Annotated in this window: 23 protein-coding genes; 14 read left to right on the top strand and 9 right to left on the bottom strand. The window is 71.0% G+C overall.

Translation table 11 applies throughout. The features are described from left to right. Window positions 1–6: 6 nt before the first annotated feature. Genes BST11_RS01170 through BST11_RS01160 form a run of 3 tightly spaced genes read right to left on the bottom strand, consistent with a single transcriptional unit; the run spans window position 7 to window position 3,169 of the window. Window positions 7–1,878: a GMC family oxidoreductase N-terminal domain-containing protein gene (locus BST11_RS01170; RefSeq protein ID WP_083136185.1), complete on the bottom strand. Its 1,872-nt coding sequence runs from the start codon at window positions 1,876–1,878 to the stop codon at window positions 7–9. Beyond that, a complete protein-coding gene (locus BST11_RS01165; protein ID WP_083136184.1) occupies window positions 1,875–2,204 on the bottom strand; it encodes a hypothetical protein in 330 nt (109 codons plus the stop codon). Before BST11_RS01165 ends, BST11_RS01170 begins: the two co-directional genes overlap by 4 nt. Next, the gene (locus tag BST11_RS01160; RefSeq protein ID WP_083136183.1) at window positions 2,201–3,169 is read right to left on the bottom strand and encodes a hypothetical protein; all 969 of its coding nucleotides are present in this window, start codon (window positions 3,167–3,169) and stop codon (window positions 2,201–2,203) included. Before BST11_RS01160 ends, BST11_RS01165 begins: the two co-directional genes overlap by 4 nt. Window positions 3,170–3,211: 42 nt before the next feature. Here BST11_RS01160 and BST11_RS01155 point away from each other — a divergent pair, with 42 nt between their 5' ends. Then, window positions 3,212–3,934 carry a FadR/GntR family transcriptional regulator gene (locus BST11_RS01155; RefSeq protein ID WP_083136182.1) on the top strand — a complete coding sequence of 241 codons (723 nt, stop codon included), beginning with the start codon at window positions 3,212–3,214 and terminating at the stop codon, window positions 3,932–3,934. A 4-nt stretch (window positions 3,935–3,938) separates the two neighbouring features. Here BST11_RS01155 and BST11_RS01150 read toward each other — a convergent pair whose 3' ends face one another. Beyond that, a complete protein-coding gene (locus tag BST11_RS01150) occupies window positions 3,939–4,724 on the bottom strand; it encodes a DUF3109 family protein (RefSeq protein WP_211284587.1) in 786 nt (261 codons plus the stop codon). Between the two features lie 72 nt (window positions 4,725–4,796). Here BST11_RS01150 and BST11_RS01145 point away from each other — a divergent pair, with 72 nt between their 5' ends. From BST11_RS01145 to BST11_RS01105, 9 genes are all read left to right on the top strand, one after another. Continuing rightward, a complete protein-coding gene (locus BST11_RS01145; RefSeq protein ID WP_083136181.1) occupies window positions 4,797–5,807 on the top strand; it encodes a Ppx/GppA family phosphatase in 1,011 nt (336 codons plus the stop codon). After that, entirely contained in the window at window positions 5,804–6,799 is a 996-nt protein-coding gene (locus BST11_RS01140) for a hypothetical protein (RefSeq protein WP_083136180.1), read from the top strand. The genes BST11_RS01145 and BST11_RS01140 overlap by 4 nt, the downstream gene beginning before the upstream one ends. 28 nt (window positions 6,800–6,827) lie before the next feature. Continuing rightward, entirely contained in the window at window positions 6,828–7,670 is an 843-nt protein-coding gene (locus tag BST11_RS01135) for a sugar phosphate isomerase/epimerase family protein (RefSeq protein WP_083136179.1), read from the top strand. A 15-nt stretch (window positions 7,671–7,685) separates the two neighbouring features. Continuing rightward, window positions 7,686–8,525, top strand: a complete 840-nt coding sequence (locus BST11_RS01130) for a thioesterase family protein (RefSeq protein ID WP_083136178.1) — start codon at window positions 7,686–7,688, stop codon at window positions 8,523–8,525. 25 nt (window positions 8,526–8,550) lie between these two features. After that, on the top strand, window positions 8,551–9,420 hold the full coding sequence (gene proC, locus BST11_RS01125) for a pyrroline-5-carboxylate reductase (protein WP_083136177.1): 870 nt from the start codon (window positions 8,551–8,553) through the stop codon (window positions 9,418–9,420). Window positions 9,421–9,560: 140 nt separating this feature from the next. Next, a complete protein-coding gene (locus BST11_RS01120) occupies window positions 9,561–9,818 on the top strand; it encodes a cell division/environmental response transcriptional regulator (protein ID WP_067324510.1) in 258 nt (85 codons plus the stop codon). A gap of 136 nt (window positions 9,819–9,954) precedes the next feature. Then, on the top strand, window positions 9,955–10,056 hold the full coding sequence (locus tag BST11_RS01115) for a 30S ribosomal protein bS22 (RefSeq protein ID WP_003402602.1): 102 nt from the start codon (window positions 9,955–9,957) through the stop codon (window positions 10,054–10,056). Window positions 10,057–10,127: 71 nt separating this feature from the next. After that, a complete protein-coding gene (locus BST11_RS01110) occupies window positions 10,128–11,255 on the top strand; it encodes an SDR family oxidoreductase (RefSeq protein ID WP_083136176.1) in 1,128 nt (375 codons plus the stop codon). Beyond that, window positions 11,237–12,328, top strand: coding sequence for a lysophospholipid acyltransferase family protein (locus BST11_RS01105; protein ID WP_142276144.1), 1,092 nt, complete (start codon window positions 11,237–11,239; stop codon window positions 12,326–12,328). Before BST11_RS01110 ends, BST11_RS01105 begins: the two co-directional genes overlap by 19 nt. Before the next feature lie 90 nt (window positions 12,329–12,418). On the opposite strand, the gene cmaA2 is transcribed toward BST11_RS01105, so the two are convergent. The 5 genes from cmaA2 to BST11_RS01080 form a co-directional block, all read right to left on the bottom strand. Beyond that, on the bottom strand, window positions 12,419–13,339 hold the full coding sequence (gene cmaA2 / locus BST11_RS01100) for a cyclopropane mycolic acid synthase CmaA2 (protein WP_083136175.1): 921 nt from the start codon (window positions 13,337–13,339) through the stop codon (window positions 12,419–12,421). Between the two features lie 10 nt (window positions 13,340–13,349). After that, on the bottom strand, window positions 13,350–13,862 hold the full coding sequence (locus tag BST11_RS01095; protein ID WP_083136174.1) for an FAS1-like dehydratase domain-containing protein: 513 nt from the start codon (window positions 13,860–13,862) through the stop codon (window positions 13,350–13,352). 45 nt (window positions 13,863–13,907) lie between these two features. Beyond that, the gene (locus tag BST11_RS01090; RefSeq protein ID WP_083136173.1) at window positions 13,908–14,780 is read right to left on the bottom strand and encodes an HAD family hydrolase; all 873 of its coding nucleotides are present in this window, start codon (window positions 14,778–14,780) and stop codon (window positions 13,908–13,910) included. Window positions 14,781–14,891: 111 nt separating this feature from the next. Continuing rightward, window positions 14,892–15,182, bottom strand: coding sequence for a WXG100 family type VII secretion target (locus BST11_RS01085; RefSeq protein ID WP_083136172.1), 291 nt, complete (start codon window positions 15,180–15,182; stop codon window positions 14,892–14,894). Next, window positions 15,175–15,486, bottom strand: a complete 312-nt coding sequence (locus tag BST11_RS01080; RefSeq protein ID WP_083136171.1) for a WXG100 family type VII secretion target — start codon at window positions 15,484–15,486, stop codon at window positions 15,175–15,177. Before BST11_RS01080 ends, BST11_RS01085 begins: the two co-directional genes overlap by 8 nt. Before the next feature lie 87 nt (window positions 15,487–15,573). Here BST11_RS01080 and BST11_RS01075 point away from each other — a divergent pair, with 87 nt between their 5' ends. The 4 genes from BST11_RS01075 to BST11_RS01060 all read left to right on the top strand — a co-directional run bounded on the left by BST11_RS01075 (window position 15,574) and on the right by BST11_RS01060 (window position 19,993). After that, window positions 15,574–15,831, top strand: coding sequence for a glutaredoxin family protein (locus BST11_RS01075; RefSeq protein WP_083136170.1), 258 nt, complete (start codon window positions 15,574–15,576; stop codon window positions 15,829–15,831). Between the two features lie 99 nt (window positions 15,832–15,930). Continuing rightward, window positions 15,931–17,310, top strand: a complete 1,380-nt coding sequence (locus tag BST11_RS01070; protein WP_083136169.1) for a glutamyl-tRNA reductase — start codon at window positions 15,931–15,933, stop codon at window positions 17,308–17,310. A 13-nt stretch (window positions 17,311–17,323) separates the two neighbouring features. Then, entirely contained in the window at window positions 17,324–18,271 is a 948-nt protein-coding gene (hemC, locus tag BST11_RS01065; RefSeq protein WP_083136234.1) for a hydroxymethylbilane synthase, read from the top strand. Window positions 18,272–18,325: 54 nt separating this feature from the next. Then, entirely contained in the window at window positions 18,326–19,993 is a 1,668-nt protein-coding gene (locus BST11_RS01060; protein WP_142276153.1) for a bifunctional uroporphyrinogen-III C-methyltransferase/uroporphyrinogen-III synthase, read from the top strand. Window positions 19,994–20,011: the final 18 nt, after the last annotated feature.

Below are 20,011 nucleotides of genomic sequence, written 5' to 3'. Positions count from 1 at the left end.
ACTCGATCACCGCGCGCCGACGACCTCGTCGGCCACGCCCAACGCCAGCGCCATGATCGACAGCTGCGGGTTGACCTCCGGGCAGCTGGGCAGGATCGACGCGTCGGCGACCCACACGCCGTCCACCCCGCGCAGCCGCCCCGTCCCGTCGACCGGGCATCGCTGCTCGTCGGCGCCGGCGGCCGCGGTGCCGGTGGGGTGGAAGGCCGCCAGGTGCAGGCCCCGCGGGTCGCTGCGGCCCAGCGCATCGCGCAGCGCGGGCAGCGACGTCACGGTCATCGCGCCGGGCAGGCCGGTGAGCACCTCGACCGCGCCGGCGGCGAACAGCAACCGGCCCATCGCCTCGAGCGCCACCATCAGCTTGGCGACGTCGTCGCGGGCGATGCTGTAGCGCACCAGCGTCTCGCCGCGCACCGATGACACCGAGCCGACGCCGCGGTCGGCCACCATGGCCCCGAAAGTGGCGACCCGCGGCGCGCGGTCCAGCCAGCCCAGCAGCTCGGCGCCGTAGCCGGGAAAGACCATCGATCCCATCCCCGGCGGCGTGGAGGTCGCCTCGATCAGCACGCCGTTCGACTCGTGGAACTCGTGCACGGCAGCGCTCTGCAGCACGCCGTGCCACGCGACGACCTCGTCGTCGAAACGCCCGGCGAGGACCGTCGCCGGATGCAGCGCGAGGTTGCGGCCGAGGCGTGGATGGCCAAACCCGCTGCGCCGCAGCAGCCCCGGCGTCTCGGTGGCGCCGGCGGCGACGACGACGGTGTCGGCGAGGATGTCGATGGCCGTGCCGTCGGGCCGGCGGGCCCGTACGCCGCGGGCGCGCCCGCGCGAGTGCAGCACCCGCTCGACGCGGGCCTCGGAGACGATCCGCGCGCCCGCCTCACACGCCTGCGGCAGCGCGTTGAGGTGCACGCCGAACTTGGCGTTGCGCGGGCACCCGATCGCGCACTGGCAGCAACCCGCACAGCCCGGCGCGTTGCGGGGAATCGGCGCCGCGCGCCAGCCCAGCGTCGCGGCGGCCTCCAGCAGCAGGCGCCCGTTGCGCCCCATGATCTCCAGCGGTACCGGCGCCACCCGCAGCGTGCGCTCGACGTCGTCGAGGCGCTCGGACATCCGGTCCGCATCGGCCAGCCCGAGGCCGAACTCGTCGCGCCAGCGCGCCGTCACCGCGGCCGGCGGCCGGTAACAGGTGCCGGAATTCACCACGGTGGTGCCCCCCACCGCCCGCCCGACCGGCAGCACCACCGACGGGCGCCCCAGCGCGATGGTCGTCCCCGCGCCGCGGTACAGCCCGGCGTAGCGCTCGATCGGGTGGGTGGAGCGGAACTCCTCGACCGTCCAGCGCCGGCCCTCCTCGAGCACGACGGTGTCGAGGCCGGCGCGCGCCAGGGTGCGGGCCGCCATGGCGCCGCCGGCGCCGGACCCCACGACGACGGCGTCCGCGGTGACGACGGAGCGGCTCTCCGCGGCGGGGGTGATGGCCAGGGGCGCATCCGGGCGCGCCGGGTCGTGCTTCTGCGCGCGCGAAAGTAGTTCCGGCGCATAGGTTTCGGCGCCGTTGGCCAGCAAGACGATCGCCTTCGCGGCCTCGATGGCCAGCCCGGCGTCCGGGCCGAGCGCGGCCACGCGCCGCAACACCCGGTCGCGCTGGCCGGGGTCCAGCCGAGCCAGCGGCCGCCCGGTGGTCAGGTAGCTCGCCGCGGCCACCGCGAGCATCCCGGCCCGCATGGCCGCCCGCGTCGTCGGTGGCAGCCGCCGGAGGTAGCGCTCGACGCGCGCGACCAGCTCGTCCGGCGGCGGGCCGCCGTGCTCCGCGGGGAGCAGCGCACAACCGAATGACGCCGCCGAGGCCCGCACCCGATCGGCGAGGCGGCTCATATCCGGCGCCCGAGCCGGCGCCCCATCTTGATGAAGAACGGGTAGGTCGCGAAGATGCCGCCGGCGGCCGCGTGCAACGGCCAGTCGGCTTTGACCGTGTCGACACCGAAAACGCCGCTGTTCCACATGAAGTCGCGCCCATTCTGCGCGCGGAAGGGCCGCCACAGCACCCCGAGGCCGGGCACGTTGTTGTAGAGCCCGAACGAGCCGCCGAAGAAGACGCCGAGAGTTGCGGCCTCGGCGAGGTCGCGGCGGTCCGACGGCACCCGCCGCTCGATCAGCACCCCGGCGGCAAACAGCAGCGGCGGGTCGAAAAGAAAGCTCACGCTGGTGTCCCTTCGTCGATGTCGGGTGCCTCGGCGCCGCGCAGCCCGACCTCGGCGTGCCCGGTGCCCAGCACCGACCAGTGCCGGTCGTCGATGTCGATGTGGATGTCGGCCTGCTCGGTGTTCGTGCACACCGCCTTGCCGCCGTCGGGGTCGGTGTAGCCCAGGCTGACGCATCTCTCGGGCGGCTGGTCGACGCGGATCAGCACCTGGCGGCCGCCGATGCGGCCCTCCAGCTGCCAGTGCCGCACGCCCAGGGTGGTGCGCATCCGTAACGACGGCAAAGGATTTGTGGGCCAATCCCTTCCGTCGATGCGGAAGCGGACGAACGCCATCGGCGCCAGCCTGCGCAACCCCGGTTTGTGGGAGACGGCCGTGACCGCTTCCACGACGTCACCGTCGCTTCCCCCGCACGAAAGGTCGGCATGCAGCCAGCCCCAGCGCTTGGCGTTGCCGTGCCCATAGATGTGCGCGACGCCGCCGCGCCACCCCTCGAGGCGCAAAGCGGTGTCGGCTTGAGAACGGGTCAGCGACCCGGTGAACTCGGCGGTGGGGGCGACGACCACCTGGGCGCCCGGCAGCAACTCCCGCTCCCACGCGGCGCGCGGAAACGTCCACAGCGGCGCGTCGTCGTCCTTCCAGGACAGGTCCCACGAAAGCGACCCGGCGCGCCCCGCCAGCTCCTCCCGGGCCACCCGCACCCCGGCGGCGTCGAACCAGGCCGCGCCGGCCGCGGGCCGGGCGGGTTCGGGGCCGAACCGCTCGGTGCGCGGCCGGCCGTCGGGCGGGAACCAGGTCGCCCAGCCGTGCGCGTACGCCGCACCGCTCAGCGGCGCCACCGTCTCGCAGTGGATCCACAGCGCCGCGCGGGTCCGCGGATCCGACAGGGTGGCGTACCAGACTTCCAGGCGGCCGGGCCTGCCCCGCCAGCGTGGGGCCGCGGCCGAGCGAAACTCGTCGTCCAATGCTCACCTCCCGTCGGTGGGTCCACTATATTGGTTGAGCCAATGAACCAGTCAAGTGTGCTGCAGCCGCCGGATCGCCAGCGGGTCGACGAACAGATCGCCGGGTCGATCGCCGACGCGATCCTCGACGGCGCCTTCCCGCCGGGTTCGACCCTGCCGCCCGAGCGCGAGCTGGCCGAACAACTGGGTGTCAACCGCACGTCGCTGCGCCAGGGGCTGGCCCGGCTGCAGCAGATGGGCCTCATCGAGGCCCGCCACGGCAGCGGCAACGTCGTGTGCGACCCCGAGGCCCTCACCCACCCCGCGGTCGTCGAGGCGCTGGTACGCAGGCTCGGGCCCGAGTTCCTGGCCGAGCTGCTGGAGATCCGCGCGGCGCTGGGCCCGCTGATCGGCCGCCTGGCGGCGCAGCGGGGCGCGCCCGAGGACGCCGAGGCGTTGCGGGCCGCGTTGGCCGCGGTGGCCGGGGCGGAGGGCCCCGCCGAGCGCCAGGCCGCCGACCTCGCCTACTTCCGCGTGCTCATCCACGGCACGCGCAACCGCGCGCTGGGGTTGTTGTACCGCTGGGTCGAGCACGCGTTCGGCGGCCGCGAGCACGAGCTCACCGCGGCCTACGACGACGCCGACCCGGTGGTGGCCGACCTGCGCGCCATCACCGACGCCGTGCTGACGGGCGACGCGACGGCCGCCGCCGCGGCGGTCGAGGGTTACCTGCAGGCCAGCGCGTTGCGAATGGTGTTGTCCTACATGAAAACCCAGGCCAGCTGAGCGGCTATTCGGCGATCCGCGTCGCCGGGTGCACCGCGATGAGCCCTAACTTGCTGCGGCGCTTGCACATCGCCGCCAGCTCCGCATAGGCCTTGGGGCCCAGCAGCTCGGTGAGCTCGTCGGCCAGGCTTTCCCACACCTGCTTGGCGCCGGTGTGGGCGGCAGGATCGCCGGTGCAGTACCAGTGCAGGTCCGCGCCGCCGGAACCCCAGCCGCGGCGATCGTATTCGGTGACCCAGGTTTTGAGGATTTCCGTGCCGTCGGGCAGCGTCACCCATTCCTGGCTGCGCCGGATCGGCAGCTGCCAGCAGACATCGGGCTTCATGGTCAGCGGCGGCACGCCCAGTTTGAGGGCCTTGGTGTGCAGCGCGCATCCGGCGCCGGCGGCGAAGCCGGGCCGGTTGAGGAAGATGCAGGCGTCCTTGTATTTGCGGGTGCGGTACTGGGGCTCGCCTTCGTGCTCGTCGAGTTCCAGATAGCCCTTGCGGCCCAAGCCCTTTTCGCGGAACTGCCAATCGTCGTCGGTCAGCGTCTTCACCGCGTCGTCCAGCCGGGCGCGGTCGTCGTCGTCGGACAGGAACGCGCCGTGCGAGCAGCAGCCGTCGTTCGGGCGGCCGGCCACCGTGCCGCGGCAGGCCGGCGTGCCGAACACACACGTCCACCGCGACAGCAGCCAGGTGAGGTCGGCCGCGATCAGGTGCTCGGGGTTGTCCGGGTCGTAGAACTCGACCCATTCACGGGCGAAGTCCAGCTCGACCTCTTGACCCGCCGCCGGGTGCGAATTCCCCACACCGTCAACGTTAGACCACAACACCGGCGACCTCCGCCCACGACGCGGGCCGACCACCGATAGGTTGTTGCTGTGCGGTTAGGCGTGCTCGACGTGGGCAGCAACACGGTTCATCTGCTGGTGGTCGATGCCCACCGCGGTGGGCACCCGACGCCCATGAGTTCGACCAAGGCGACGCTGCGCCTCTCGGAGTCCATCGACGGCTCGGGCAAGATCACCAAGCGCGGCGCCGACAAGTTGGTGTCCACGATCGACGAGTTCGCCAAGATCGCCGACAGCTCCGGCTGCGAGGAGCTCATGGCCTTCGCCACGTCGGCGGTCCGCGACGCCGAGAACTCCGACGACGTCCTGTCCCGGGTGCGCAAGGAGACCGGCGTCGAACTGCAGGCGCTGCGCGGCGTCGACGAGTCCCGGCTGACGTTTTTGGCGGTGCGCCGCTGGTACGGGTGGAGCGCGGGACGCATCATCAACCTGGACATCGGCGGGGGGTCGCTGGAGCTGTCCAGCGGCGTCGACGAGGAACCCGAGGTGGCGCTGTCGTTGCCGCTGGGCGCGGGGCGGCTGACCCGCGAATGGCTGCCCGACGATCCACCCGGCCGGCGCCGGGTGGCGATGCTGCGGGACTGGCTGGACGCCGAGCTGGCGAAAACCTGCCAGACGGTGCTCGACGCCGGCGCCCCCGACCTCGCGGTCGCGACGTCGAAGACGTTCCGTTCGCTGGCCCGGCTCACCGGAGCGGCGCCGTCGGCCGCCGGACCGCGGGTGAAGCGGACGCTCACGGCAAACGGCCTCAGACAACTCATAGCTTTCATCTCTAGGATGACGACCGCCGACCGGGCTGAATTGGAAGGAGTGAGCGCCGAGCGAGCGCCGCAGATCGTGGCGGGTGCGCTGGTGGCGGAGGCAAGTATGCGAGGGCTGTCGATCGAAGAGGTGGATATCTGCCCGTGGGCGCTGCGGGAGGGTCTCATCTTGCGCAAACTCGACAGCGAAGCGGACGGAAGTGCGCTCGTCGAGCGTTCGTTGCGCGATGCTGGAGGTCAGAAATCTGACCGGAACGCGAACCGAGGCGGCAAGTCATGACCGGACCACACTCCGACACCACGGAGCAAGAGGCTTCCGGCCGCCCCATCTCGGTGGCCGAATTGCTGGCCCGGAACGGAACGATCGGGGCCCCGGCGGTCACCCGGCGGCGCCGCCGCCGCCGCGGCGACAGCGACGCGGTGACGGTCGCCGAGCTCACCGGTGAGATTCCGGTCGTCCGCGACCCGTCCGACCAAGCCACCGACCAAACGGCTGAGCACGATGCCGACGCGGGTGTGCAGGTCGCCGAACCGGTCCCCGAGCCCGAAACCGTGCCCGGCGAAGTCGCCGAGGAACCCGGCAAGACCCCGTACTGGTCCGAACCCGAGCCGCGCTGGCCGAAGTCGCCGCCGCCGCCCCGGGGTCTGACCGGGCCGGAGCGCAGCGCCTACCCGCGACCGCTGCCGCACACCGAGGTTCCCGCCGAGCGCGGCGGCCAGTCCGGCGCCGAGGACATGAGCCCCGACCCGCTGGATCACTACGCCGACATCCCGGTGGACGTGATGGACTCCGAGGTGCGCGACGCCGAGCCGGCCGCCGAGGATTCCGCCTACGTGCGCTCCTACCTGGGGCCGGATTCCACGCTGTTCGGGGGGCAGACGCTGGCCGACGAGGTGGCCCGGCGGCGCGGCGGGTCGTCCGCGGACTCGCTGACCGCCGAAGACGTGGAGGTCGGCGACGACCTCGACACCGAGGCCGAGGAGCGCCGCGCGGCGCCGGGCCGGTTCGAGTCGCTGTGGCGCGGCAGCCTGATCGTGTTCCAGTCGATCCTGGCCGTGGCGTTCGGGGCCGGCCTGTTTGTCGCGTTCGACGAGCTGTGGCGATGGAACAGCATCGTGGCGTTGGTGCTCTCGGTGCTGGTCATCCTCGGCCTGGTCGTCGGGGTGCGGGTGGTCCGCAAAACCGAGGACATCGCCAGCACGCTGATCGCCGTCGCGGTGGGGGCGTTGATCACCCTGGGCCCCTTGGTGCTGTCGTTGCAGTCGGGCTAGGCACACCCTTCACAGACCCCCAAAGACCTTGCGCCCCGCAATCAAAGTCGGCCTGTCGACGGCCTCGGTGTACCCGCTGCGGGCCGAGGCCGCCTTCGAATACGCCGCCAGGCTCGGCTACGACGGCGTCGAGCTGATGGTGTGGGGCGAGGCGGTCAGCCAGGACATCGACGCCGTCAGGAAGCTGTCTCGGCGCTATCGCGTCCCGGTGCTGTCCGTGCACGCGCCCTGCCTGTTGATCTCGCAGCGCGTGTGGGGCGCCAACCCGATTCCCAAGCTGGAGCGCAGCGTGCGCGCCGCCGAAAAGCTGGACGCGCAGACGGTCGTCGTCCATCCACCGTTCCGCTGGCAGCGGCGCTACGCCGAGGGCTTCAGCGAGCAGGTCTCGGCCCTGGAGGCGGGCAGCGGCGTGCTGGTCGCCGTGGAGAACATGTTCCCGTTCCGGGCGGACCGGTTTTTCGGCACCGGCCAGTCGCTGGAACGGATGCGCCGCCGCGGCGGCGGCCCGGGCCCGGCGATCTCGGCGTTCTCGCCGTCCTACGACCCGCTGGACGGCAACCACGCCCACTACACGCTGGACCTCTCCCACACCGCGACCGCGGGCACCGATTCGCTGGAAATGGCCCGGCGGATGGGCGCGGGCCTGGTCCACCTGCACCTGTGCGACGGCAATGGGCTGCCCGTGGACGAGCATCTGGTGCCCGGGCGCGGCACGCAACCCACCGCCGAGGTGTGCCAGATGCTCGCCGGCGGCCGCTTCGCCGGGCACGTGATCCTCGAGGTTTCCACGTCCAGCGCGCGCTCGGCCCACGAGCGCGAAGCCATGCTCGTCGAATCGTTGCAGTTCGCCCGCACCCACCTCATGCGGTGATCCTCCAGGAGTCTCATGAACGCGTTATTCACCTCCGCGATGGCGTTGCGGGAGGTCGGCCCCGACCTGTACGAGGGCGAGCTCGACAAGCGCTGGACCATCGGGCCCAAGGTGCACGGCGGCGCGATGGTGGCGCTGTGCGCCAACGCCGCCCGCACCGCGTGCCGTGCGGGCGGGCTCGAGGCGGCCGTGGAACCGGTGGCCGTGTCGGCGAGCTTCTTGTCGGCTCCCGACCCGGGCGCCATGCAGCTGGTGACGTCGGTGCGCAAGCGCGGGCGCCGGATCAGCGTCGTCGACGTCGAGCTCACCCAGGGCGGGCGCACCGCGGTGCACGCCGTGGTCAACCTCGGCGAGCCGGAACACTTTCCGCCGGGCGGTAACGTCGCGCCGCTGCTTTCGGCGAACCCCGTCCTGGATCTCATGGCACCCGAACCGCCCGACGACGTGGAGCCGATCGGGCCCGGCCACCCGCTGGCCGGCCTGGTGCACCTGGGCGAGGGGTGCGACGTGCGGCCGCTGCTGTCGACGATGCGCCCCGGCGCCGGCGGGGGACCGCCGGTGATCCAGATGTGGGCCCGCCCCCGTGGCGTCGCCCCCGACGCGCTGTTCGCGCTCATGTGCGGTGACCTGTCGGCGCCGGTCACCTTCGCGGTGGACCGCACCGGCTGGGCACCCACCGTCCAGCTCACCGCCTTCCTGCGGGCCGTGCCGGCCGATGGCTGGCTGCGCATCGTCGCGACCTGCATGGAAATCGGTCACGACTGGTTCGACGAGGACCACATCGTGGTGGACAGCCTGGGCCGCCTCGTCGTGCAGGCGCGGCAGCTGGCGTTGGTCCCTGCCGCTCGCCAGTAGGCGATGTCTGGAATGCTTTCCTCCCATGGCAAGAATCGCGATCATCGGCGGCGGCAGCATCGGCGAGGCGCTGCTGTCGGGCCTGCTGCGCGCGGGCCGGCAGGTCAAGGACCTGGTGGTGGCCGAACGGGTGCCCCAGCGCGCCAAGTACCTGGCGTCCACCTATTCGGTGCGCGTGGCGCCGGTGCTCGACGCGGTGGAGAACGCCACGTTCGTCGTCGTCGCGGTGAAGCCGAGCGATGTCGAGACGGTGATGGAGGAGCTGGCCCGCGCGGCCGCCGCGGCCGAAATCGACAGCGCTGAACAGGTTTTCGTCACCGTCGCCGCCGGGGTGACGATCGGCTACCTCGAAGCCAAGCTACCGGCCGGGACGCCGGTGGTCCGCGCGATGCCCAACGCGGCCGCGTTGGTCGGTGCGGGGGTCACCGCGCTTTCCAAGGGCCGCTTCGTCACCGAACCGCAGCTCACGGAGGTTTCGGCGCTGTTCGATTCCGTCGGCGGCGTGCTCGTCGTCCCGGAATCCCAGATGGACGCCGTGACCGCGGTGTCGGGCTCGGGGCCGGCGTATTTCTTTCTGATGGTCGAGGCCCTGGTGGACGCCGGGGTCGCGGCGGGCCTGAGCCGCGAGGTCGCCAGCGACCTGACCGCGCAGACCATGGCCGGCTCGGCGGCGATGCTGCTCGAGCGGATGGAGGCCGACCGCGTCGAGGGGGCCGACGTGCGGGCGGCGGCCGACGTCACGGCGGTGCAGCTGCGCGCGACGGTGACTTCCCCCGGCGGCACCACGGCCGCTGCGCTGCGCGAACTGGAGCGGGGTGGGCTGCGGGGGGCCGTCGACGCGGCCGTTCAGGCCGCGAAAAGGCGCTCTGAGCAGCTAAGAATTACATCGGAATAATTCAAGATTTCCCGATTGATTGTCCCTCACCAGTACCATTAACCCCACTAGTCCCGCTATTCTCCTCTTTGTATGCACGTGTGGGTGCCAGCGGAGGGGAAGCCGCTGGCATTGCGCGAGCCTGACACGATTGGGTAGCGATGACGTCTACGAACGGGCCATCGGCACGAGATTCCGCTGGTAAGGGGCGGGACCCCGGTTCCGGCGATGGCCAGCAGGCCAGGACACAATTTCTCACCGTCGCGGAGGTGGCGGCGCTGATGCGCGTCTCCAAGATGACGGTGTACCGCCTGGTGCACAACGGCGAGCTGCCGGCGGTTCGGGTCGGGCGGTCCTTCCGGGTGCACGCCAAGGCCGTCCACGACATGCTGGAGACTTCGTACTTCGACGCGGGCTGACCCGCGCACCCGAACTTCGGCGCGCGTGGCCGCTGCCGGCGGTCGCGCGACCGCCGGTTTGGCGTTCGGTGCTGCGCCCCGGGTAAAGTGTCCGGGTCATTTGTAGAAGCGGTCACCGGTCGAGATAGCGGAGTTCATGGGTTCAGTAATCAAGAAGCGGCGCAAGCGCATGTCGAAGAAGAAGCACCGCAAGCTGCTGCGCCGGACCCGGGTGCAGCGCAGAAAACTCGGCAAGTAACCGCAGCCAGGCCCGGCCGACCGTCACGTCGCCGTAACGCCGCCGACCCGCGTGCCCGTTAGGCTGTTTGGGTGGATCAGTCGAGCGGGGAGGGCTCCGGCGCCGGCGGCGCCGGGGGCGACACCGTGCATTACCCCAAAGTCGTGCTGGTTACCGGCGCGTGCCGGTTTCTGGGCGGCTACCTGACCGCCCGGCTCGCGCAGAACCCGTTGATCAAGAGCGTCATCGCGGTCGACGCGATCGCCCCCAGCAAGGACATGCTGCGCCGCATGGGGCGCGCCGAGTTCGTCCGCGCCGACATTCGTAATCCGTTCATCGCCAAGGTGATTCGCAATGGCGACGTCGACACGGTGGTGCATGCGGCCGCGGCGTCGTACGCGCCGCGGCCGGGCGGCACCGCGGCGTTGAAGGAAATCAACGTGATGGGCGCCATGCAGCTGTTCGCGGCCTGCCAGAAGGCGCCCTCGGTGCGCCGCGTGGTGCTCAAGTCGACCTCGGAAGTGTACGGGTCCAGCGCGCACGATCCCGTCGTGTTCACCGAGGACAGCAGCAGCCGCCGGCCGTTCCGCGGCGGCTTCGCCAAGGACAGCCTCGACATCGAGGGCTACGTGCGCGCGCTGGGCCGCCGCCGCCCCGACATCGCGGTGACGATCCTGCGGCTGGCCAACATGATCGGCCCGGCGCAGGACACCACGCTGTCGCGGTATCTGGCCGGCCCGTTGGTCCCGACGATGTTGGGCCGGGACGCGCGGTTGCAGCTGCTGCACGAGCAGGACGCGCTGGGCGCGCTGGAGCGCGCGGCGATGGCCGGCAAGGCCGGCACGTTCAACATCGGCGCCGACGGCATCATCATGCTGTCGCAGGCGATTCGGCGGGCCGGACGAATTCCGGTGCCGGTGCCCGGATTTGGAGTTTGGGCGCTGGATTCGCTGAGACGGGCTAACCGTTATACGGAAATCAGTCGCGATCAATTTGATTATTTGAGCTACGGCCGCGTCATGGACACCACCAGAATGCGGACGGAGCTGGGCTACCAGCCCAAATGGACGACGGCCGAGGCGTTCGACGACTACGTGCGCGGCCGCGGCCTCACTCCCATAATCGACCCCGATCGGGTACGCTCCCTGGAGGGTCGTGCCATAGCGTTGGCGCAGCGCTGGGGAAGCCGAAATGCAATTCCATGGGGTGGGGGCAGGTAGGTATCGTGGCTGGCGAAACCAGAGCGAATGTCATTCCACTGCATACGAATAGGGCTCGGGTAGCGGCGCGCCGGAGAGCCGACCAACGGGCGGAGTCGGCCCGCCAGCACCCCTCGCTGTTGTCCGATCCGCGGGGCCGCGCCTCCGCCGAACAGATCGCCGCGGTCGTCCGCGAAATCGACGAGCACCGCCGCGCCGCGGGTGCGTCTGCCACGGGCGAGGCGCCGCTGAATGAACTGGCGCAGCGGGTCGCCGCGGTCGCCGGCTTTTTGCGCCAGCGCCTCACCGGCGATTACGCCGTCGACGAATTCGGGTTCGATCCGCATTTCAACAGCGCGATCGTCCGGCCTTTGCTGCGGTTCTTCTTCAGGTCCTGGTTCCGGGTCGAGGTCAGCGGCATCGAAAACCTGCCGAGCGACGGCGCCGCGTTGGTGGTGGCCAACCACGCCGGGGTGTTGCCGTTCGACGGGCTGATGCTGTCGGTAGCCGTGCACGACGAGCACCCCGCGCAGCGCGACCTGCGGCTGCTGGCCGCCGACATGGTGTTCGACCTGCCGGTGGTCGGCGAGGCCGCCCGCAGGGCGGGCCACACCATGGCCTGCACGACCGACGCGCACCGGCTGCTCGCGGCCGGGGAGCTGACCGCCGTGTTCCCGGAGGGCTACAAGGGGCTGGGGAAGCGCTTCGGCGACCGCTACCGGTTGCAACGGTTCGGGCGCGGCGGCTTCGTGACGGCGGCGCTGCGCACCAAGGCGCCGATCGTCCCGTGCTCGATCGTCGGTTCCGAAGAGATCTATCCGATGATCGCCGACGTCAAGCTGCTGGCGCGGCTGTTCGGGTTGCCCTACTTCCCGATCACCCCGCTGTTCCCGCTGGCGGGGCCCGCGGGCCTGGTGCCGCTGCCGTCCAAGTGGCGCATCGCGTTCGGCGAGCCGATCCACACCAGCGACTACGCGGCCTCCGACGCCGAGGACCCGATGGTCACCTTCGAGCTGACCGACCAGGTGCGCGAGACCATCCAGCACACGCTGTACCGGCTGCTGGCCGGACGCCGCAACATCTTCTTCGGCTGACGGTCGCAAGCGCGCCCCGAACGCCCAACGCAACGCCCCGGTGCCTCTGGCCAGAGACACCGGGGCGCTTTGCGTGCAAGCCGCGTGTGACTACTTCACCAACGTGAACTGGCAGACGTCGGTGTAGCTGTCCCGGAACAGGTCCGAGCAGCCCCTGAGGTAATGCATGTAGATGTCGTAGGTTTCCTGTCCCTTCAGGGCGATCGCCTCGTCCTTGTGCGCCTCGAGCGCGTCCGCCCACGCGTTCAGCGTCGGCACGTAGTTCTTGCCGATGCGGTGGTAGCGGTCGACCTTCCACCCGGCGTTGGACGAGTAGTGGTCCACCTGCGAGATCCGCGGCAGGCGACCCCCCGGGAAGATCTCGGTCAGGATGAACTTGATGAACCGCAGCAGGCTCATCGGCGAGGTGAGGCCGAGCCGCTGGGCTTCTTCCTTGTCCGGGATGATGATCGTGTGCAGCAGCATGCGGCCGTCGTCGGGCGTCAAGCTGTAGAACTTCTTGAAGAAGGTGTCGTAGCGCTCGAACCCGGCGTCGCCGGCGCCGTCGGCGAAGTGCTCGAACGCTCCGAGGGACACGATCCGGTCGACCGGCTCGTCGAACTGCTCCCAGCCCTGGATCCGCACCTCTTTGCGGCGGGGGCTGTCGATTTCCTTGAACTTCTCCACGTCGTGCGCGTACTGGTTCTCGCTCAGCGTCAGGCCGATGACGTTGACGTCGTATTCGGTCACCGCGTGGCGCATGGTCGAGCCCCAGCCGCAGCCGACGTCGAGCAGCGTCATTCCCGGCTCGAGGCCGAGCTTGTCCAGCGCGAGCTTGCGCTTGGCGTACTGGGCTTCCTCGAGCGTCTTGGTCAGGTTGTTCGGGTCTGGATGCTCGTCAAAATAGGCGCAGCTGTAGGTCATTGAGGGGTCGAGCCACAGCTTGAAGAACTCGTTGGATTTGTCGTAATGCGATCGGACTGCGTCGACCGGCGGCTTCAGCTGGGTGCCACCCGATTCACCCTGTGACATTGAATTGACCCTACTTTCCAGCAGATATGGATGCAATCGCGGCGACGGTTTCTTCAGCGCCTGCGTCCTGGTGTGCGGCCTCTCCCAGCATCGTGACGACGCTGGTGACGACCGGCTTGCCCTCGGCGTCTGTGACTTCGCTGCGGATCTCGGCGAGGACAGTGCCGTGGGACTCAATAACGGAGTCTAGATAGGTGTCGAAGTACAGCCTATCGTGGGCCAGGATCGGCCGGTGGAACCGAAACTTCTGGTCGCGGTGGAAGACCCGCGCGATGTTGATGGGGATGTCGAACTTGGTGAAAATCTCCAATTGCACGCGCCGCCCGGCGACCGCCAGGAACGTCAGCGGGGCCACCAGTTCGGGATAGCCGGCCTCGGCGGCGTCGGCCTCGTCGAAGTGCGCGGGGTGATCATCCTTGACCGCCCCCGCGAACTCGCGGATCTTCTCGCGTCCGACCTGGAAGTAGTCCGGCGCCCGGTAATGGCTGCCGATAATTCCTTGGGCCGATTCTGGGATCGTCATGACGCGTTGCTCTTCCCCTCGACTACTCGCTAGCGGCGCAGCTTATCAGCGCGATTGGCGCCGCGACGCCAGTGCGGCCAGCGCGCCTCCGGCCGCGCCCAGCGCCAGGGCCGACGGCACGCCGATCCGGGCCGCCTTGCGCGCGGTTCTGAAGTCGCGGATCTCCCACCCCCGCTCGCGGGCAAGGGCGCGCAGCCGGGCGTCGGGATTGATGGCGACCGCCGTGCCCACCAGCGACAGCATGGGCACGTCGTTGTAGCTGTCGGAATAAGCCGTGCAGCGCTTGAGGTTGAGCCCCTCCCGAATCGCGAGCGAGCGCACCGCGTGGGCCTTGCCGGTGCCGTGCAGGATCTCGCCGACCAGCCGGCCGGTGAACACCCCGTCGACCGACTCGGCGACGGTGCCCAGCGCGCCGGTCAGGCCGAGCCGGCGGGCGATGGTCGCCGCCAGCTCGTAGGGCGTCGCGGTGATCAGCCACACCTGCTGGCCGGCGTCGAGGTGCATCTGGGTCAGCTCGCGGGTGCCGGGCCAGATCTTGTCGGCGATGATCTCGTCGTAGACCTCCTCGCCCAGCGCGACCAGCTCCTCGACGGAACGGCCCTCGATGAAGGCCAGGGCCTTGCGCCGGCCGGCGGCGACGTCGTTGCTGTTCTCCTTGCCCAGCCACTGAAACTTGGCCTGGGCGTAGATAAATCCGAGCACGTCGCGATAGGTGAAGTAGTGCCGCGCGGCCAGCCCGCGGCCGAAATGCACGGCCGACGAACCCTGCACCAGGGTGTTGTCGACGTCGAAGAACGCGGCCGCGGTCAGGTCGATCGGCGGCTGCGGGCGGCCTTCCGGCAGGGCGCCGGAAGCCTGCAGGTCGTCGAGCGCGCGTTTGGCGCTCGCGTTGTCGTCCAGCGACTCCAGGTCAGCCATGGGCCACACCTCCTAGAACGCTGCCCACCCGGTGGTCGGGGAATCGCCGATGTCAACCCTATCCGGCCGATCCGGGGCCGGCTTGGCGTGCCAGCGGCGGCGCGGCGCCGGTCAGGACCACATGGCCAGGTTCGCCGACATGGCGCCGGTGTAGTTGCGGTGGGCGGTCGCGCCCGCGGCCCGCAATTGGGCCAGCGCCTCGCGCATCATCGCCTCGCCGCGCGCCCAGTGCCGGTGCGCCTCGGCGTGGGCCGCCGCGCCCTGGCCCGTCCACTCCGAGTGCAAATCGCTTACCAGGGAATCGATTTCGGTGAGCATGTGCTCGGCGTAGCGCTGAAACTCCGCCATGCGATGCACCGCGTCGGCCAACGCCTGGGGATCCACCCGAAACGGCTCAGCCACGGCGCACTCCGCGCAGCGCCCGGGCGGACGCCGCCTCGTGCTCCCGGTACAGCCCGCCGGCCTCCGCGACCAGCCGCGCCAGCAACGACAGGCCCACCTCGACCTCGCCGGCGCCCCGGTGCCACAGCTCCCACGCCGAGGCGTACGCGCCGCCCGACGGCCCGCGCCAGCCGCCCAGCAGCCGGCCGACCTGATCGTCGAGCGCGGCGAACCGGTGTCGCAGCTCCTCGGCGCGACCCGACAGCGCCTCGGCGAACGCCCGCATCGCCGGCGGGTCGACGCGCAACGTGTCCTCGGCAGCCACAGCGGCAACGTAACCGCCGCGGCGCGGCCCCACAATTCACTCCGGGTCACTCCGGGTCACTCCGGGGTCACCAGGCAGACTGGTGCCATGACGCGGCACAGCGTGGAGCTGCTGACCCGCGACGGCTGCACGATCTGCGCGCGGGTGCGGGCCCGCCTGGCGGAACTCGCCGACGAGTTGGGCTTCGAGCTGGCGACGACCGACGTCGACGCCAAGGCGCTGGCGGGCGAGCCGGGGCTGCGGGCCGAATTCGGCGACCGGCTGCCGGTGGTGCTGCTCGACGGCCGCGAGCACAGTTACTGGGAGATCGACGAGCCCCGGCTGCGGGCCGATCTGGGCCGGTAGTCCGCCGGCAATTATTTGGTAGCCCAGCTGATCAACGTTTACCGTGGACAGCAGTTCAGTTACTGGAGGAAGCAAGGGAGCTGGCCAGGTGATGCTGCCGTGAGCATCCTGCTCTTCGGGGTCTCGCACCGCAGTGCCCCGGTCTCCGTCCTGGAACAACTCAGCATCGACGAATCCGATCAGGTCAAAATCGTCGACCGGGTGTTGCAGTCCCCCCTGGTGACCGAGGCGATGGTGCTGTCCACCTGCAACAGGGTCGAGGTCTACGCCGTCGTCGACGCGTTCCACGGCGGGCTGGCGGTGGTCGGGCAGGTGCTGTCGGACCATTCCGGGATGTCGATGGGCGACCTGACCAAGTACGCCTACGTGCGCTACAGCGAGGCCGCCGTCGAGCACCTGTTTACGGTGGCCAGCGGCCTGGACTCGGCGGTGGTCGGCGAGCAGCAGGTGCTGGGCCAGGTGCGCCGCGCCTACGCGGCCGCCGAGACCAACCGCACCGTCGGCCGCGTTCTGCACGAGCTGGCCCAGCGGGCGCTGTCGGTGGGCAAGCGGGTCCATTCCGAGACCGCCATCGACGCCGCCGGCGCCTCGGTGGTGTCGGTCGCCCTGAGCATCGCCGAACGCAGGCTGGGCCGACTGGCCGGCAAGAACGCCGTGGTCATCGGCGCCGGATCGATGGGTGCGCTGTCATCGGCGCACCTGGCCCGGGCCGGCATCGAGCGCATCCGGGTGCTCAACCGGTCGCTGCCGCGGGCCCAGCGGCTGGCCCGCAAGATCCGCGAAGCCGGCGTGCGGGCCGATGCGCTGACCCTGGACCGGCTGGCCGACGCGCTGGCCGACGCCGATGTGGTGGTCAGCTGCACGGGTGCGGTCAGCCCGGTGGTTTCGCTGGCCGACGTGCACCACGCGCTGGCGGCCACCGGCCGTGACGAATCGGCCCATCCCCTGGTGATCTGCGACCTGGGCATGCCGCGCGACGTCGATCCGGCGGTGACCGGGCTGCCCGGCGTCTGGGTGGTCGACGTGGACCGCGTGCAGCGCGAACCGTCGGCCCACGCCGCGGCCGCCGACGTCGACGCCGCCCGCCACATCGTGGCGGCCGAGGTCGCCACCTACCTGGCCACGCAGCGCATGGCCGAGGTCACCCCGACCGTGACCGCCCTGCGCCAGCGCGCCGCCGACGTCGTCGAGGCGGAGCTGCTGCGCCTGGACAACCGCTTGCCGGGCCTCGACAGCACCCACCGCGAGGAGGTGGCCCGCACCGTGCGGCGGGTGGTCGACAAGCTGCTGCACGCGCCCACGGTGCGCATCAAGCAGCTCGCCAGCGCCCCGGGCGGGGACAGCTACGCCGAGGCCCTGCGCGAGCTGTTCGAACTCGACCAGACCGCCATCGACTCGGTGGCCGCCGTCGCCGCAGCCGAATTGCCAGTCATGCCAACCGGATTCGACGCGGGCGCCCAGGCCCAGCCGGGCGAGTAGCCGATTGGCGCACGTGATCCGGATAGGCACGCGGGGCAGCCTGTTGGCCACCACCCAGGCCGGGGTCGTCAGGGACGCTTTGATCGCCAACGGCCACCCCGCGGAGCTGGTCACCATCAGCACCGCCGGCGATCGGTCGTCGGCACCCATCCAGACCCTGGGCGTGGGCGCGTTCACCACCGCGCTGCGGGAGGCCATCGAGGACGGCCGCGTCGACGCCGCGGTGCACTCCCACAAGGATTTGCCGACCGCCGATGACCCCCGGTTCACCATCGCGGCGATACCCCCGCGCAACGACCCCCGCGACGCGCTCGTCGCCCGCGACGGGCTGGTGCTCGGGGAGTTGCCGGCGGGCTCGCTGGTGGGCACGTCGTCGCCCCGGCGGGCCGCACAGCTTAGAGCATTGGGTCTCGGTTTGGAAATCCGCCCCCTACGAGGCAACCTAGATACCAGGTTGAACAGGGTAAGCAGTGGTGAACTAGACGCCATCGTGGTGGCCCGGGCCGGTCTCGCCCGGCTGGGCCGCCTCGGCGATGTCACCGAGACGCTAGAGCCGGTGCAGATGTTGCCCGCACCGGCTCAGGGAGCGCTCGCCGTCGAATGCCGGGCCGGTGATCAGCTGGCCGCGGTCCTGGCGGAGTTGGACGACGCCGACACCCGCGCGGCGGTCACCGCGGAGCGAGCCCTGCTGGCCGAACTGGAGGCCGGTTGCTCCGCGCCGGTGGGCGCCATCGCCGAGGTGGTCGAGTCCATCGATGAGGAAGGCCGCGTCTTCGAAGAGCTGTCGCTGCGCGGCTGCGTGGCGGCGCTGGACGGGTCCGATGTGATCCGCGCGTCCGGCATCGGCACTCCCGGTCGGGCTCGAGAGCTTGGGCTTTCGGTCGCCGCGGAGCTGTTCGAACTGGGGGCGCGGGAGCTGATGTCGGCGGCGCGGCAGGGCCCGCCCACCGAAAGCGAATGACTTGAAAAAGTTGAGTGAGATGAACTGGGAGCGACAATGACTCGCCAACCGAGCATGCGTGGGCGCAAACCGAGGCCGGGCCACATCACGTTCGTGGGATCCGGCCCCGGCGATCCCGGCCTGTTGACGGCTCGGGCCGCCTCGGTGCTGGCCAACGCCGTCCTGGTGTTCACCGACCCCGACGTGCCCGAAACCGTGCTCGCGCTGATCGGCAAGGACCTGCCACCCGTGTCCGGCCCGGCGCCGGCCGACCCGGCCCCCGCCAACGGCGAGGGCGCCCCCGACGGCGACCCCGGCCAGGCCGCGCCCGCGGTGATCCCCGGCGGACCCGACATCCGCCCGGCCCTGGGCGAACCCGCCGAGGTCGCCAAGACGCTGACCGCCGAGGCCCGTTCCGGCGCCGACGTGGTGCGGCTGGTGGCCGGGGACCCACTGACGGTCGATGCGGTGATCGCCGAGGTGAACGCCGTCGCGCGCAGCCACCTGCGCATCGAGATCGTGCCCGGCCTGGCCGCCACCAGCGCCGTCCCCACCTACGCGGGGCTGCCGTTGGGCTCGTCGCACACGGTGGCCGACGTGCGCGTCGACGCCAAGGACATCGACTACGAAGCGCTGGCCGCGGCCCCCGGGCCACTGATCCTGCAGGCAGGCGCGGCGGACCTGCCCGACGCCGCCCGCGCCCTGATCGAGCACGAGCTGGCCGAGACGACCCCCTGCGTGGTGACCGCGCAGGGCACCACCTGCCAGCAGCGTTCGGTGGAGACGACGCTGGCGGGCCTGACCGATCCGGCCGCGCTGGGCGGGAGCGACCCGGCCGGCCCGATGACCGGTCCGCTGGTCGTGACCATCGGCAAGACGGTGGCCAGCCGGGCGAAGCTGAACTGGTGGGAAAGCCGCGCGCTGTACGGCTGGACGGTGCTGGTGCCGCGCACCAAGGACCAGGCCGGCGAGATGAGCGAGCGCCTGACCTCTTACGGCGCGGTGCCGATCGAGGTGCCGACCATCGCCGTCGAGCCGCCGCGCAGCCCCGCCCAGATGGAGCGGGCGGTCAAGGGGCTGGTCGACGGCCGATTCCAGTGGGTGGTCTTCACCTCCACCAACGCGGTGCGCGCGGTGTGGGAGAAGTTCGGCGAGTTCGGCCTGGACGCCCGCGCGTTCTCCGGGGTGAAGATCGCCTGCGTCGGCGAGTCGACCGCCGACCGGGTCCGCGCCTTCGGCATCAGCCCGGAGCTGGTGCCGGCCGGGGAACAGTCCTCGCTGGGCCTGCTCGACGACTTCCCGCCCTACGACAGCGTTTTCGACCCGGTGAACCGGGTCCTGCTGCCGCGGGCCGATATCGCCACCGAGACGCTGGCCGAGGGGCTGCGCGAGCGCGGCTGGGAGATCGAGGACGTCACCGCCTACCGGACCGTGCGCGCCGCGCCGCCGCCGGCGGCCACCCGCGAGATGATCAAGACGGGCGGCTTCGACGCGGTGTGCTTCACCTCCAGCTCGACCGTGCGCAACCTGGTCGGCATCGCCGGAAAGCCGCACGCGCGCACGATCATCGCCTGCATCGGCCCCAAGACCGCCGAGACCGCCGCCGAGTTCGGCCTGCGGGTGGACGTCCAGCCCGACACCGCCGCCGTCGGCCCCCTGGTCGACGCGCTGGCCGAGCACGCCGCGCGGCTGCGCGCCGAGGGGGCGCTGCCGCCGCCGCGCAAGAAGAGCCGCAGGCGCTAGTGGCGCCCCCGCCGGCGA

Origin of the sequence: Mycobacterium alsense, assembly GCF_002086635.1 — a bacterium.
In the GTDB taxonomy this organism is placed as follows: domain Bacteria; phylum Actinomycetota; class Actinomycetes; order Mycobacteriales; family Mycobacteriaceae; genus Mycobacterium; species Mycobacterium alsense.
This window is presented reverse-complemented; position numbering and strand designations above follow the sequence as displayed.

What these genes read in the sequence shown, in the direction of transcription:
- BST11_RS01170 (WP_083136185.1), bottom strand. Translation starts at nt 1,878, where the DNA reads ATGAGCCGCCTCGCCGATCGGGTGCGGGCCTCGGCGGCGTCATTCGGT.
- BST11_RS01155 (WP_083136182.1), top strand. Translation starts at nt 3,212, where the DNA reads ATGAACCAGTCAAGTGTGCTGCAGCCGCCGGATCGCCAGCGGGTCGAC.
- BST11_RS01140 (WP_083136180.1), top strand. Translation starts at nt 5,804, where the DNA reads ATGACCGGACCACACTCCGACACCACGGAGCAAGAGGCTTCCGGCCGC.
- BST11_RS01130 (WP_083136178.1), top strand. Translation starts at nt 7,686, where the DNA reads ATGAACGCGTTATTCACCTCCGCGATGGCGTTGCGGGAGGTCGGCCCC.
- proC (WP_083136177.1), top strand. Translation starts at nt 8,551, where the DNA reads ATGGCAAGAATCGCGATCATCGGCGGCGGCAGCATCGGCGAGGCGCTG.
- BST11_RS01120 (WP_067324510.1), top strand. Translation starts at nt 9,561, where the DNA reads ATGACGTCTACGAACGGGCCATCGGCACGAGATTCCGCTGGTAAGGGG.
- BST11_RS01115 (WP_003402602.1), top strand. Translation starts at nt 9,955, where the DNA reads ATGGGTTCAGTAATCAAGAAGCGGCGCAAGCGCATGTCGAAGAAGAAG.
- BST11_RS01105 (WP_142276144.1), top strand. Translation starts at nt 11,237, where the DNA reads ATGGGGTGGGGGCAGGTAGGTATCGTGGCTGGCGAAACCAGAGCGAAT.
- cmaA2 (WP_083136175.1), bottom strand. Translation starts at nt 13,339, where the DNA reads ATGTCACAGGGTGAATCGGGTGGCACCCAGCTGAAGCCGCCGGTCGAC.
- BST11_RS01095 (WP_083136174.1), bottom strand. Translation starts at nt 13,862, where the DNA reads ATGACGATCCCAGAATCGGCCCAAGGAATTATCGGCAGCCATTACCGG.
- BST11_RS01090 (WP_083136173.1), bottom strand. Translation starts at nt 14,780, where the DNA reads ATGGCTGACCTGGAGTCGCTGGACGACAACGCGAGCGCCAAACGCGCG.
- BST11_RS01075 (WP_083136170.1), top strand. Translation starts at nt 15,574, where the DNA reads ATGACGCGGCACAGCGTGGAGCTGCTGACCCGCGACGGCTGCACGATC.
- BST11_RS01060 (WP_142276153.1), top strand. Translation starts at nt 18,326, where the DNA reads ATGCGTGGGCGCAAACCGAGGCCGGGCCACATCACGTTCGTGGGATCC.